Origin of the sequence: Bacillus swezeyi (genome assembly GCF_001969815.1) — a bacterium.
GTDB classification, from domain to species: Bacteria; Bacillota; Bacilli; order Bacillales; family Bacillaceae; genus Bacillus; species Bacillus swezeyi.
Genome location: NZ_MRBK01000020.1, coordinates 40,049 through 53,637, shown reverse-complemented (window position 1 = coordinate 53,637; position 13,589 = coordinate 40,049). Strand labels below are relative to the sequence as shown.

General features: G+C 46.3%; 13 protein-coding genes. 4 read left to right on the top strand and 9 right to left on the bottom strand.

Annotated elements, in window-relative coordinates; translation table 11 throughout:
* Positions 1-2: 2 nt before the first annotated feature.
* From BTA30_RS16545 to BTA30_RS16535, 3 genes are read left to right on the top strand one after another with little or no spacing between them, the layout of a single operon-like run.
* Complete coding sequence (locus BTA30_RS16545; RefSeq protein ID WP_076762415.1) at positions 3-1,535, top strand: NADH dehydrogenase subunit 5; 1,533 nt, start codon at positions 3-5, stop codon at positions 1,533-1,535.
* Positions 1,532-4,150, top strand: coding sequence for a DUF2309 domain-containing protein (locus BTA30_RS16540; RefSeq protein WP_076762414.1), 2,619 nt, complete (start codon positions 1,532-1,534; stop codon positions 4,148-4,150). The genes BTA30_RS16545 and BTA30_RS16540 overlap by 4 nt, the downstream gene beginning before the upstream one ends.
* A 10-nt stretch (positions 4,151-4,160) precedes the next feature.
* On the top strand, positions 4,161-4,661 hold the full coding sequence (locus BTA30_RS16535) for a carbonic anhydrase (protein WP_076762467.1): 501 nt from the start codon (positions 4,161-4,163) through the stop codon (positions 4,659-4,661).
* Between the two features lie 68 nt (positions 4,662-4,729).
* Here the strand turns inward: BTA30_RS16535 and BTA30_RS16530 are convergent, their stop codons facing one another.
* The 6 genes from BTA30_RS16530 to BTA30_RS16505 all read right to left on the bottom strand — a co-directional run bounded on the left by BTA30_RS16530 (position 4,730) and on the right by BTA30_RS16505 (position 11,043).
* Entirely contained in the window at positions 4,730-5,572 is an 843-nt protein-coding gene (locus BTA30_RS16530; protein WP_076762413.1) for a PRD domain-containing protein, read from the bottom strand.
* Between the two features lie 42 nt (positions 5,573-5,614).
* Positions 5,615-6,994 (bottom strand): sucrose-specific PTS transporter subunit IIBC, encoded by a 1,380-nt coding sequence (locus BTA30_RS16525; protein WP_076762412.1) that lies wholly within the window; start codon positions 6,992-6,994, stop codon positions 5,615-5,617.
* 365 nt (positions 6,995-7,359) lie between these two features.
* Positions 7,360-8,046: a YfjL-like protein gene (locus BTA30_RS16520; protein WP_076762411.1), complete on the bottom strand. Its 687-nt coding sequence runs from the start codon at positions 8,044-8,046 to the stop codon at positions 7,360-7,362.
* Positions 8,047-8,102: 56 nt separating this feature from the next.
* A complete protein-coding gene (locus BTA30_RS16515) occupies positions 8,103-9,308 on the bottom strand; it encodes an MFS transporter (protein ID WP_076762410.1) in 1,206 nt (401 codons plus the stop codon).
* 111 nt (positions 9,309-9,419) lie between these two features.
* Positions 9,420-9,743, bottom strand: a complete 324-nt coding sequence (locus BTA30_RS16510) for a YckD family protein (RefSeq protein WP_076762409.1) — start codon at positions 9,741-9,743, stop codon at positions 9,420-9,422.
* Between the two features lie 103 nt (positions 9,744-9,846).
* Positions 9,847-11,043, bottom strand: coding sequence for a macrolide family glycosyltransferase (locus BTA30_RS16505; RefSeq protein WP_076762408.1), 1,197 nt, complete (start codon positions 11,041-11,043; stop codon positions 9,847-9,849).
* 109 nt (positions 11,044-11,152) lie between these two features.
* On the opposite strand from BTA30_RS16505, the gene BTA30_RS16500 reads away from it, so the two are divergent.
* Positions 11,153-11,731 carry a TetR/AcrR family transcriptional regulator gene (locus BTA30_RS16500; protein ID WP_076762407.1) on the top strand — a complete coding sequence of 193 codons (579 nt, stop codon included), beginning with the start codon at positions 11,153-11,155 and terminating at the stop codon, positions 11,729-11,731.
* Positions 11,732-11,787: 56 nt separating this feature from the next.
* Here BTA30_RS16500 and BTA30_RS16495 read toward each other — a convergent pair whose 3' ends face one another.
* The 3 genes from BTA30_RS16495 to BTA30_RS16485 are packed head-to-tail and all read right to left on the bottom strand — an operon-like array spanning position 11,788 to position 13,507.
* Positions 11,788-12,510, bottom strand: coding sequence for a YfjL-like protein (locus tag BTA30_RS16495; RefSeq protein ID WP_239693618.1), 723 nt, complete (start codon positions 12,508-12,510; stop codon positions 11,788-11,790).
* Between the two features lie 5 nt (positions 12,511-12,515).
* Positions 12,516-13,079: a hypothetical protein gene (locus BTA30_RS16490; protein ID WP_076762406.1), complete on the bottom strand. Its 564-nt coding sequence runs from the start codon at positions 13,077-13,079 to the stop codon at positions 12,516-12,518.
* Positions 13,079-13,507 (bottom strand): RNA polymerase sigma factor, encoded by a 429-nt coding sequence (locus BTA30_RS16485; RefSeq protein WP_239693617.1) that lies wholly within the window; start codon positions 13,505-13,507, stop codon positions 13,079-13,081. The genes BTA30_RS16490 and BTA30_RS16485 overlap by 1 nt, the downstream gene beginning before the upstream one ends.
* Positions 13,508-13,589: the final 82 nt, after the last annotated feature.

The window sequence follows — 13,589 nt, the reverse complement described above, 5'->3', positions numbered from 1 at the left end:
GGGTGTTTGATCTAGTAGATTCTTTATTTTGGCTGAAAATATTTTTCGCGTCGCTTGCGCTTTGTTTATTCAGCGCACTGCTCGTGCTGAATCCAAAGGTTCCATTGCCTTTTGTACGGATCCACGCCAAGATCATCGCCCTGCCTCCGCTCGCCGCACTGGCGGGCATGATGACTGCAAATGCCGGGCACACTGCAGCTCCTTGGCGCTTGGATTCGCTGGCCTGGCTGATCGCCTTGTTTGTCCTGACCATCGGCTTCATCGTTCAGCGCTACTCCGTCCGGTATTTGTTCGGGGACCGCTCCTACCGTAAATTCTTTTTGCTGCTGACTCTTACGACAGGAGGAGCTTCATCCGCCTGGATTAACGATGATCTTCGCTGGCTCCTCTTTTGCTGGGGAATCACTCTGCTCGGCTTGACTGCGCTAATCGGCTTAAACAGCACGTGGCAGGCGGCGAAAAATGCCGCTTTGTATGCAGGGCGGATCTTTGCGCTCAGCTGGCTGGCTATAGCGGCAGCTGCTCTTTGGCTCTCTCTCTCGACCGGGCACTGGCAGTTATCATCCGCCATAGCGGAAGAAAGCCTTGCACAGCTCAGCTCATGGGAGAAAATCGGAATCGGACTCCTTGTCATCTTAACGGTGATGATTCCTGCGGCTCAGTGGCCGTTTCATCGCTGGCTGCTCGATTCGGCGATTGCACCGACTCCCGTTTCCGCAGTCATGCACGCCGGACTCGTAAATGTCGGCGGGGTCATGCTGACCCGTTTCGCACCGATGTTCAGCGGTGATGCATTGCAGCTTATCCTGCTTGTTCCCGCCGTTCTTTCAGTCTTACTCGGAACGGGCATGATGCTCGTCCAAACGGACTACAAACGGCAGCTCGCAGCTTCAACGGTCGCGCAAATGGGTTTTATGCTCATTCAATGCGCATTAGGCGCCTATATCGCGGCTGTTATTCATCTCGTCTTGCACGGCCTGTTCAAAGCCGCTCTTTTTCTGCAAGCCGGATCAGCGGTGCGCCGTTATGAATCATTCGCATCTAAACCGGGCAGGCCGTCTCTTTTTTGGAACATCTTAGGCGGCGTCTTCGCTCTTATTCTCGTAACCGGAATCTGGGTCACAGCCGCGGATGATGGCTATCAAATGATCAGCGCCCTTGTATTAGGGTGGTCACTGTTTGTTGCTTGGCGACAGCTTGTCACAGCCGGGCACGGACTCATCACACGAATTGCCGGACTTTTCATTTTAACGGGGGCTTCTCTCGCGTTTGCCATCATTCATTTCGTTTTACACGGGCTCTTGAAGGAAGCCGTTGTACAAGGGGCGCAGCCGCCGGCAATAGCGGTTGTTTTAACGGCCGCCGTTTTGTTGTTCGGCAGTGCGGCCGGCGCCTTGATCGTTCGGCAACGCTTTGCATGGTCCGGCGCACTTTATCTGCATCTTGTGAAAACGGGTGAGCCCCATTCCGATTCGGTCGAAAGGCGGCCGAATTATCTAGACCAATATCTTACTCAAGGAGGTCGTCAAGGATGAAAGTAGCAGCCACATTGTCTAAACAATTGATCTTCAAATACGAACATCAGGCCGATGACCTTAATATGGACGAATTGGTGCAAGCAGCAGCACGGGTCATTGCGCCGCTTTGGCCTATTGAAACCTTTGCCGCGCGCCATCCGTGGATGGGTCTTGAAGAACAAACATTCGAACAGACAGCGCGGCGCCTTAAACAACAGCTTCTTGTTGACATCTACCCAAAGCCCTCCATTTTCCGCTCCGCAAAACAACGGGGAGAAATTGATGAGGCGATGCTTGAAAAAAAGCTGATGTATTGGCTTGATTCGCATCCGTCCGATCTGCCCAGGGAGACAGCAGAAGCGTTTTGCAAAGCCGCGCTCAAACTGGACGAAATACCTGAAGAGCTTATGTCATCCCCCCATGTAAAGAAGCTTGCCAAACAAGCCTCCAGCGGGGTGAAAGCTGATCGGGAAACCAGTTTCATCAAACCGCTAAGTGTTTTTGCCGGACAAAAAACCGCTCACCTCCTTGACCATCATGTGATTAAATGGTGCAAGCTGTACCTTGATGAGTCACAATCGGCATGGCGGCTTCCACATCGTGAAAAAGGGTTTTACAGTGCATGGCGGCGGCTTGTTGAACATGATCCAGCCCTGTCGCGTGCGGAACGCCAACGGCTGAATAGGTGGCCGGAAGAACCGAGGGACGCATTAAAAAGAGCGCTCGCAGCACTTGATATTTCTAATGGAGACATGCAGGACTATCTCGAAGCTCATTTGCTTTCTTTGCCGGGCTGGGCGGGGATGATGCTCTGGCGTTCCCGGCAATCGCGAGACGAAGAAGAGCTGTTGCTCGAGTATCTGGCTGTCCGGCTTTCAATGGAATGGATGCTTATTGAGCCTCATTTGCCGCTGTCTAAGCCAAAACTTGAAAAAGAGAGGCAGCTCGTTCCTTTGATTGCAGCCTGGCTGCATTGGGGCGATCTCACTCCTGACGAATGGCTCGAACTTTCTCCAGCGGAGCAAAAAGCGCGATTAACACTCGCCCGCCGCTTTGATGGCATGACGTGCAGGCGCCTCTGGCTGGAAGCCTGGGAGCAAACATATGCCGCCGAGATCAAGAAGGTCACGGCAAACCAACCGGCAGCTGCCGAAACAAGTGAACCGGTGCTGGCCCAGCTCGCATTTTGTATCGATGTCCGTTCAGAGCCGTTCCGCCGCGCATTAGAGAAATCAGGACCTTTTGAAACGTATGGGACGGCCGGCTTTTTCAACCTGGCAATCGAAACGTGCGAACTTGGCAGCAAACACAGCCACAGCTCTCTGCCGGTCATCCTTAAACCGCAGCATCGCGTCAAAGAAACGGCTGAAGAATCCAGTTTTAAATCGTATCAAGAACATCAAAAAGCGGCTGCTTCGCTGAGCTCCGCCTTTAAAACGATGAAACAGAATCTATTGGCGGGTATGCTGCTTCCCGAAGTAAGCGGTCCTTGGCTGAGCCTGCAAATGGCCGCGCGCAGCCTGGCTCCCCGCAAGGCAGGAGAAGCTTTCCGGAAAGCGCGGAAAACGTGGCTGAAGAAGCCTCAGGCAAAGCTCTCGCTTGACCGCATGGAAACGTCTGAAACCGGCATTCCGGTCGGATTTACGGAAGAAGAAAAAACCGCCTATGTCAGACAGGCATTACAGATGATGGGGATCACAGACCGGTTCGCTCCGCTGGTTGTCATTTGCGGGCACAGCAGCAGAAGCACGAATAACCCTTATGCCTCGGCACTGGACTGCGGCGCCTGCGGAGGCGCATCAGGCGCTTTCAACGCACGCGTCCTTGCCGCTTTATGCAACCTTCCAAGCGTCAGACAGAGGCTCCGCTCCGACGGCATCTTCATCCCGGATGATACGGCATTCGCTGCCGCAGAGCACATGACAACATTGGATGAATTGCATTGGCTCTATGTGCCTGAGCTGTCGGAAAAAGCTCAAAAGGCGTTTGACCGCATGAATTCAGCGCTTCCCGATGTCAGCCGCACTGTCGGAGCAGAACGCTTAGCCGAATTGCCTCAGTTCGGATATAAGAATCCGCGGAATGAGATTGAGCGCTTTGCCGAAGATTGGAGTGAAGTTCGCCCCGAATGGGGACTAGCCCGAAACGCTTCATTCATCATCGGCACGCGCCGGCTTACGCGGGGAGCTGATCTTGAGGGGAGGGCTTTTCTGCACAGCTATGACTGGCGGAATGACCAAGACGGCTCCATCCTTAGCGGCATCATTTCTGGCCCGGGGACGGTGGCCCAATGGATCAATCTACAGTATTACGCGTCAACCGTTGCACCGCATTATTATGGAAGCGGAAATAAAGCGACTCAAACCGTCACTTCTGGCCTTGGCGTTATGCAGGGAAATGCAAGTGATTTGCTGACAGGCCTTCCTTGGCAGTCTGTCATGCTGTCAGATCAAGAGATTTATCATGCGCCTCTCCGGCTGCTTGTTGTCATTGAGGCGCCCCGGGAACATATCGAACGGCTACTTGAACAGGATCACGGCTTCCGAAAAAAAATAGAAAATACCTGGATTCTCCTTGCTTCGATTGATCCGCACGGAAACTGGGAGAACTGGACAAAACAAAATGATGAATGAGGTGAATGTTATGGACGTAACTGAAAATAAAAATGTGTTGTTGATTACCGGGATGGAGGATAAGCTTGAACAATCAATCTGCCATGCGGCATCTATTCGGCCGGAAAACACGGTCATTCTAAAAAGCGTATTCCCTCACATTTCACAGCCCTACAGCGATTTAATGAGGGACATCATCACGCTTGTCTTCCAGAAGAAAATCGAGGAAATATTTATTGTCCGCTCCAAAAATGAAGAGCAGGCTGATATCGATCTTGACAATTTCATGCTGAGAAACCCGCATGTAAACGATAGATTACAGACCATCGATTACCTTTTTCAGAATGGCAATCCGGAGTTTCCATTCAGCAATCTGAATGAATGGCTGAATGGGGGAAAACCCGTTGCTGTAGGGATCAAACAAAGCGTCGACTTGATTCGGCGGCACCTGTTCATCCCCTCGCATGTCAAAGTCCGTGGCTTTTTAATAGATACGGAACATGAAGTATTAACAGAAATTAAAGCTGAATAGAAAAAAGGAGCCGAGTCATCTTCGGCTCCTTTTTTCATTAATGGCTGTAAGAGCAATTCCGCTCCTTGCTACACAAGCGCAGACCGCTGATAAAATCTCTGAATATGCATGGTAATATAGCATAGCTCTTTTTCCGGAAATGCAAAACCGTACTCATTCTTGACGAATTCTCCGATCTCCCGAGCACACAAAAAAGCTTGTCTAAACTTCTTTTTAATAAGGTTGATCATGTCAGAATCGAGTTCATAAAACGTCTCTCCCGCCTCTATATGCTGAATCGCAAAGCGAAGATGGGTGACGAGCCGCTCATATGAAATGGTTTCATCTTTAATCGTAATGTCCAATTTGTTTTCGATGACCCCGATAATATCCCGGATCATCGTTGTCAGATCGAGCGTTTTTGTCATATCCCCGGCGTTTGTTTTGGCTGTGTGAATATGCAGCGCGATATTTGCTACTTCATCTTCGGGAATTTCGATCTTAAGCTTCTCTTTGATGAGCGCTTTTGCCCAGCGGCCGATTTGAAATTCTTTCGTATAAAGGACTTTGACTTCATCGAGCAATGGATTTTTAATCACCATCCCTTTGCTTAACCGTTCAATTGCAAAGGACAGGTGATCTGAAAAGGCGACATGAATCCGTTCATTGATTTTAATCCCCAGCTCATGTTCCGCATGGGAAATAATCTCTTCTGCAACCTGAATATGGTCTTCCGGCAGTGTTTTTAAGATTTCTTCAAATTGGCGATACTCTGATGAGTCTTTCATGACAAATATTTTCTCAATTTTAGACCTGTCAACAATATCATTCTTCTTTTTCTGAAATGCGATTCCGGACCCTAAAACAATTTTTTCTTCGTCATGATCTTTTACCACTAGTGCATTATTATTTAAGATTTTCTTTATTTTCATAGCTTCCTTCCTTTCATCCTGTTTTGATGAATGAAAACGGAATTATTCTTTTTCATCTTTAAACCCAAGACACAAAGTCGCAATGAAAGCAGAAATCGCCGCAATCGCAAAACCGATCAGATAATGAATGAGATTGGCGGTCCCAAGCGGGAGAATAATTGAAATCATCGGTATGCCGGATAGTCCGTATGAATTTGCTGCCACATGCATAAAGACAACATATGCGCCGCCGAGTGCGCCGCCGATCGATGCGCCGATAAACGGCCTGAGCAGTTTCAGGTTGACGCCGAACATGATGGGTTCGACAATTCCTAAAAAAGCGGTAAATGAAGCAGGAATGGAAATCTTTTTTAGATTTGCATTTTTTGTTTTTAAACATACAGCCAGGCCTGCTCCTCCTTGGGCGACATTGGCCATTGACCAAATCGGGAGCAAAAAGTTGACGCCGTATTGAGGATCTGCGAGCAGTGATGCTTCAATAACGTAAAAGCTGTGATGCAGACCGCTGAAAACGAGCAATGAATAAAGCCCTCCGAATAAAAATCCGGCTGCCGGCCCCGCATATTGATAAACAAATCCCAGGCAGCCGCTCACCAAATGGCCGATGAGGAGGGAGAGCGGCCCCATGATAAACAGTGCGGCAAATCCGGCTGTCATCACAGTTATAAAGGGAATGACGAGCAAATCTAAAGAGCGGGGGACTATTCTTTTCAATATCCTCTCAAGTTTACTCATAATATAGACAGACAAAAGAATCGGGATGACTGTCCCCTGATATCCTATTAAAGGCACTTGAAACCCTAAGATGTCTACTGATGAAGGCTTTTGGCTGCCAAGCATTGAAGGATCGAGCAAATCCGGGTGAGTCAAGATTCCGCCGATGACGGCCCCTAAAAATGGATTGGCTCCAAACTGTTTGGCTGCGCTGAACCCAAGCAGCACAGGCAAAATGATAAAAGCGGCACTTGAAAAAATATCGAGCAATTTCATGACCGGGCCGTCATAGGCGCCTAAGCTGAATTCCTTCAGCACCCCGATAAGGCCCATGAGCAATCCGCTTGCAACAATTACCGGAATGATAGGGACAAAAATATCAGACAATGTTTTTGCAAATTTCGTCAATAGATTTATGTTAGATTGGGATTCCGGCTGAATCTCTTGGCCTATAGGACCGGGAACACTATAGTGGGCCATTTCTTTATAAATTTTATTCACGACGCCTGCACCAAAAATAATTTGGAATAAACCATATCTAAAAAAAGTCCCCTGTACAGACTCCATCTTTTCGACAGCAGCTATATCTATTTTTGTTTCATCCCTGACATTGAATCGCAGCCTTGTCGTACAATGGCTGATGCTGATGACATTTTCGGCGCCTCCAATGAGAGGCAGCAGTTCTCTTGCAATCTCTTTATGCTGCACTGCGGTATATACCTCCTCCAATTTTTCTATCCTATCAAATCAGCAGAGGACGATCAAAATGAAAAAAGTGTCAAAGCGTGAGAAGCTCAAGGACAAAGCGCCCCATTCTTCTTTTCACCTGAAAAGAAAAAAGACCTAAAACACACTAAAGAAATCAGCCGATAGGCACAAAAAAGCACACTAAGGGCATACGTTCCTTTAGCACATTTTAGGTCTTGCCTGCATAACCAGTAACAATCCCGGCAATATTTGTTCTTATTATGATTCTAGTCTGTTCAGCCATTGACATCAATAGTGCAATGAACCTATATATCCACAAACAATTTTTGCATCAAAAAGAGAAGGCGTTTCACACCTTCTCCAGATCATGATTTGGCCAATAGCTGTACATCTTCAAGCGCAATCTCGCTGCCCTTTTCAATACGCACACTGTACTTCACATAGCCGGGCCGGTCTTCCCCGTCCAAGCCCATGCCGTTAATCTCGATGTTTTCATAATGATAGTCTTTTAATGCTTTTTTGACCGCTTTTGCCTGCTTATAGACCTGCTTCTGACTATCGCGGCCGGTATTTAAAGTGACAGTGACATCGATCATTTCTGCTTGTTTCAGCTTTTTCCATTCTGCGCTTTCTTTAAAAGAGCGGCTTCCTGAAAGCGACACTTCAACATCCATCACGTTTTTCAGCGATTTTTCAAGTTGGGACTTCATCTCTTCCGAAGCTTCTTTGCTTATTCTCGCTCTCGTTTTTTCCTCCCTGGCTTCATTGATGCCGTCATTTGTGACAGCCGGGCGGAAGCCCCCTTTCACACTGAATATGTACTCATCTTCCCTCTGATCGGTAACATGGATAACGTATTCAGCGTATTTGAAATTATAGAAGCTTTCTTTAATGTTCAAGTTTTCACCATGGTGTGTTTCCTGCAAATACGCCGCCAGTTTTTTTTCGGCCAGCGAGCGGCTGATCGGATTCCCGTTGAAGGCGTTATAAATGTAAAAGCCTATCACGAGAATTAAAAACAAAAGACTTGCATATATTGCTTTCTTTTTCACTTCAATCAGCTCTTTCCAGATTCTGCGTCTTTATATTATGGCGCAGTTTCCAACCGTTAAGCAAGCTCTTTTTGCTTCGTTTCCGCCCCCAAAAAGAAAATAGCGGCAACTGCTACTAAAACCGCAATGCAGAAGATGAGGAAAATCATTGAAAGCGCTGTGCCCTGGCCGACGAGATAGCCGACAAGAAGCGGGCCTAAAATACCGCCGATTCTGCCAAATGCGGCTGCCATTCCTGAACCTGTTCCCCTGATCGCCGTCGGGTACTGTTCCGGCGTATAGGCGTAAAGCGCTCCCCAGGCTCCGAGATTGAAAAACGATAAAAACATGCCTGCCGTCAGCAGAAGCGCCAGCGATTCAGCCGTTCCGAAAAAGTAGGCGCTGGCAGCGGTGCCTAATAAGTAGAGAATCAGCACCATTTTCCGTCCGGCTTTCTCAATCAGCCAAGCTGCTGAGAAATAGCCTGGCAGCTGAGCCAATGTCATGACCAATACATATTCAAAGCTTTTAATCATGCTGAATCCTTTCATAACCATTACACTTGGCAGCCAAAGAAACATGCCGTAGTAAGAAAAGACCACGCAAAACCAGACGACCCACAGCATGACTGTGGAACGGACATAGCGGCGGGACCAGACGCTTTTCACATTTTCCAGAACAGTCGGCTTTCTTTGTTGATCAAGCTTTTCGTATTTTGGCGAATCCGGCAGCGCAATGCGTAAATACAGCGCGTAAAAAGCCGGAAGCGCGGTAATCAGCAAAGCAATCTGCCAGCCGTAGGTTGGAATAATAAAATATGAAATAAGTGCTGCGGCCAGCCAGCCGAATGCCCAAAAGCTTTCAAGCAATACGACGATTCTTCCCCGACGCTCCGGCGCTACGGTTTCAGAAACAAGCGTGGAAGCGACGGGAAGCTCTCCTCCCAATCCCATTCCGACAAAAAAGCGCAAAATCAAAAATGCCGTTAATGTCGTTGTCATAGCGGACAATCCGCTGCCGACCGAGAAAAATAGAAGGGTTATCATAAAGACATATTTTCTTCCGACGCGATCAGCCAAAAGGCCAAATACAAAAGCCCCGACAGCCATGCCGATTGAATTGACACTGCCAATCCAGCTCATTTGCTCTGGTGTCAAATTCCATTCCGCATGTAAAGCGGCGATAATAAACGATAATATTCCAACGTCCATTGCATCAAATAACCATCCCAGACCGGCAATGCCAAGCAGCTTCCGTTCTGAAACAGGACGTTTTTTCTTCATACTCACAACACCTCTTTGCTCATATAGCTGATTTACATGAGTATTAGTTTACACCTGTCTTTACACTTTTGTCACGAAGAAAATGAGGCTTCAGTATAAAAAGGCCTGGTTTTAATAATGAATACGATGTCTATAAATCTTCTCTTGATGCCCCCATCTTGGCATAAACCCGTTCTTTTTCTCTTTTTCATACCGTTGTTCAATATGTGATTTGATTTCGTTCCCTTTTTTTTGCTCTATAATTCCGTACTCCACATATTTATTGATGAGCTGTTTTTTCTTTTCCATAATGTCTTTTTGCATCGATGCCAGCTCATTCTTTTGTTTCTCTGACAGATCTTGATACACATGTGTTTCTTCTCCATTGGCAGCAGACATTCCGGCTGTGAAAGACAGCGGGATGACGAGGAGCAGACAAATCCATAATTTTCGCATCAAACAACATCCTTTCTTTTCATATGTTCATTCCTACTTTTCTCTTTTTTGTATCATTTATGCATAAAAATAAAGAAGCCGCTATTTACATAGCGGCTTCCTTTTATGATTGCAGTGATTTGCTTCGGACGATATATTGATCAATCAGGTCCAGTGCTTCTTTCATGTCCATACTGTTTCTGAAGCTTTCAGCAATTTTTTGAATGCCTTCTCGATATGTCCTGTCATTCAGTACTTGGTCGACAGCATGTCTTAAAATCTGCTCGTTCACTTCGTCTGTTGCAATCGGGTAGCCCGCATTCAATTCGGCAAGTCTTTGGGCCACCATCGGCTGATCCTTATCGTGAGGAAGCACGACCATTGGAACTTGATAATGAATGCCTTCATTTACACTGTTCATACCACCGTGTGTGATGAATACATCCGCTTCCTGCAAAACGTCCAATTGTGGAACATACGGCGCAATGATAAAGTGCCCGGGAGCTTCCTTCATATCTGTATAATCAGATCTTTCTCCCGCAGCGATGACGACCTTTCCTTCGAAATCTGAAAAAGCGTCGATGCACATGTTGAAAAAGTCCGTTGTTTTATCCAGCACCGTCCCCATTGAAATATAAATGACTTTATGCCCCTTTAACGCGTCGATCGGAAAATCGGTTTTCCCCAACCGTTTTGGAAAACGCGGACCGATAAACAAACATTCTTCGCCAAACCGGTCGCTGTCAGGCTGAAAATACCGGCTTGTATATACAACGGTCAGTTCCGCTTGATTGCTCATAAATTGCCCCGTATGCCGAGGTGAGACGCCATACTTTAATTTCAGCTCTTGTAACAAGTCTTCACATTCTTTGTCCAATTCCAGCTGCACGCCTGAATCCGGATGCAAAGGCAGGATCTTCAGATGCTCTTCCCCGAAGAGAAAAGAAGCCGATGAAGCGATCCCCGGGATGTTCAAATAGTCTCTGACCAATTCACCCGCACCAAATGTATCATAATAAACGGCATCAAACTGAATATGTGTTGATAATTCCTTTACGACTTCAAGAATGTACAGCGAGGTTTTAAGATGTATCTTCAAAAACTCAAGAATGCCGGACGGAGAATTTGGGTCAATATGCGCGTTCCTCACCAGATCCTCACACAAGTGGACTGTCGCCCCGACGCCTTCCAATCTGTCTTTATATTTTTCCGTTGAAATATAGTGAACATTGTCTCCTCTGTCAGCAAAGGCTTTTGTAATCCCTAATGTAGGATTGACATGGCCTTCCGCCGGAAAATTGACGATTAAAATATTTGTCATGAACAAAACTCCCTTTATCCTTTTTGAGACGGGTTGACATCCAAACAGCGCCTCATTACACTGATGTTAGTTACCACTAACTATCATCATAAAAGTGGAGGGGACACCTTTGCAAGAGACTAACGACCGAGTCATTACCGCTGCTTTAGACTTAATGCAGCAATATGGATTCAAATCCGTTACAATCAAAGACATCGCGCTTGCCGCGGGCGTCAGCGAAATGACTGTCTACCGGCACTTCAAAACAAAGCTGGGACTTTTGGAAGCCGCCGTTCAAAAATTTTCTTATATTCCCGCCTTTCAACACGTATTTGAAAAGGAAATCACATGGAACCTGGAAAAAGACTTAACACTGATTGCCGAATCATATTTGCTCAACATGGGAAAAAACAAGCCGCTATATCTCATTGCCGTCCAAGACGGCGGGAGAGTGACTGAACTTTTCGGCTCCATTTTGAAACACATAGAAGAACTCCTTCGTTATTTAACAGATTATTTCCAAACGATGCAGCATAAAAACTTGATGGCGAAAGGAGACGCTGATTCACAAGCTTACGTTTTCTTGACGGCTTTATACGGATTTTTCTCTTCATCGGCGCTTGCTGGAGGCCGGTTTCAAAAAGTCGCAAAAGATGCTTTTATCAAACAGATGATCGCGGGTTTTTGTAATGGCTTAAAAAATGAATAACGGAAAATCCCTATCTCCGGGCGTCGGAAATAGGGACATGTTCTGTTTGACATCAATCATTGATTTTCTTCTTCAACATCTCTCAGCTTGATATCCGTGTTTTTTTCAAAGGATGTACTATATTTTACATAGCCGATGTCCTCGTCTTTAACGTCTTCTCCATCAAAAATATTGGCATTGATACTGACATATTCATAGTCATATCCTTCTTTGTTCAACAGACGGTGAATTTTTTTTGACGTATTGTATACGGATTCCCGGTCGGCATTTGCGGCATCAAGTAAAATATGAATCTGCATCGGCCCGTTCAGATGGATGCTTTTCTCCCATTTCGCATCATCTTTGATCTTTTCTTTTAGCACTTCCAAATAAACATCGACATCTTCCACATTGTTTATGCTTTTTGATATAAGGGTTTTGATTTCTTTTGATGCTTCACTTCCCAACCGCTCCATCAGCGGTTCATTGAGATTCTCATCATAAATCCCGTCAGCGTATACTTCAGGTTTGATAAATCCTCTTAAAGAAAATACATACGGCTCAGATCGCTTTTGATCACTGATGTCTGTGACTTCAAATGTATATTCGGCAAACTTAAAATTGTAGCTGCCCTCATCGATCCTCAAGTTTTTTTCAGGATAGCGGTCGGTCAAATAATGCTCAAGCGCTGTTTTGGAGAGCTGCTTGCTTACTGGATTTCCGTTAAAAGCGTTGTATGCTGCAAGCACGAATGAAACGAGCAACAGAATCAGCACACTGGATAAAAGTTTCTTTTTCATTATGATCAACTTCCTTCTTTCAGCTTTACGCACAGCCAGCCGATCAAGCTTCCGGCAATGGCGAATAAACAGTGAACCAGAGCGAGCATGAATGCTCCTAAAACGGAATTCAGCAGCTGTTCTGCAAATCCGGTTCCGTCTGCGGCATCCCAGCCGCCCAGAATATCGCTTATTCCCCAAACAAATATCGGAACAAAGGAGAGAAGCAGAACGATTTTCATATCGCGATAGAAAAGATACGTCACAAAGCCGAGCACGGCATACCATAAAATAAAGCCGAAGCTTTCATTTAAAAGCGACGTTTTCATCGCAAGAAAAAACGATATCACAGTAAAAATGATTTGATAAAGGGAAAGCTTTCGATTGATTCGCTTAAACATTTGCCCCTCATGAACAGACGATTCAATGTCTTCTGTTAAGAGCGCGGCACCTGACATTTTCAAAAGCTTTTGAAGCTCCTCATCGTTTTCGGCCTGTTCCTCGATCCATTCAGCCGTCTCTTTGCTTAACAGCCCCTCGTGATATAAAGGAAGCAAATCTTCGAATATACTGCGCGCCTTATCCTTCATCATACCCCTCCATTTCTTGCTGAAGCTTGAGCTTCGCCCTTGTGAAATGCAACTCTGGCATAGTTTTCGGTTTTGCCTGTGAGCATGCCGATTTCTTTAAATGACAGTTCTCCGTAGATGCGGAGGGTGACGATCTCCTTTGAGGTTTCATCAAGCCGATTGATTTCGGCGAGAAGCTGCTGCTCTTTCTCGGATTTTAGCAGGTGTTCCTCCGGGGATAAACCTGCCGTTCCCTGATGCTGAATGAACGTGTTTAACCCCGATCTGTACGCCCCTGAACGAAAGTGCTTTTTCAGCACGTTTTTAGCAATCGAAAATACCCATGTTTTGATCGTCGATTTTCCCGAAAATGTATTGAAGCTTTTCACAGCCTGATAAAATACTTCCTGTGTTAAGTCCTCTGCCGTTTCTTTATGAAATGTTTTCACGTAAAAAAAGGCATAAACGGCAGGCTGAAGTCCTTGTAGACTTCCTCAAGTTTCATAGAGCCCCTCCCGGATGGGCATACTG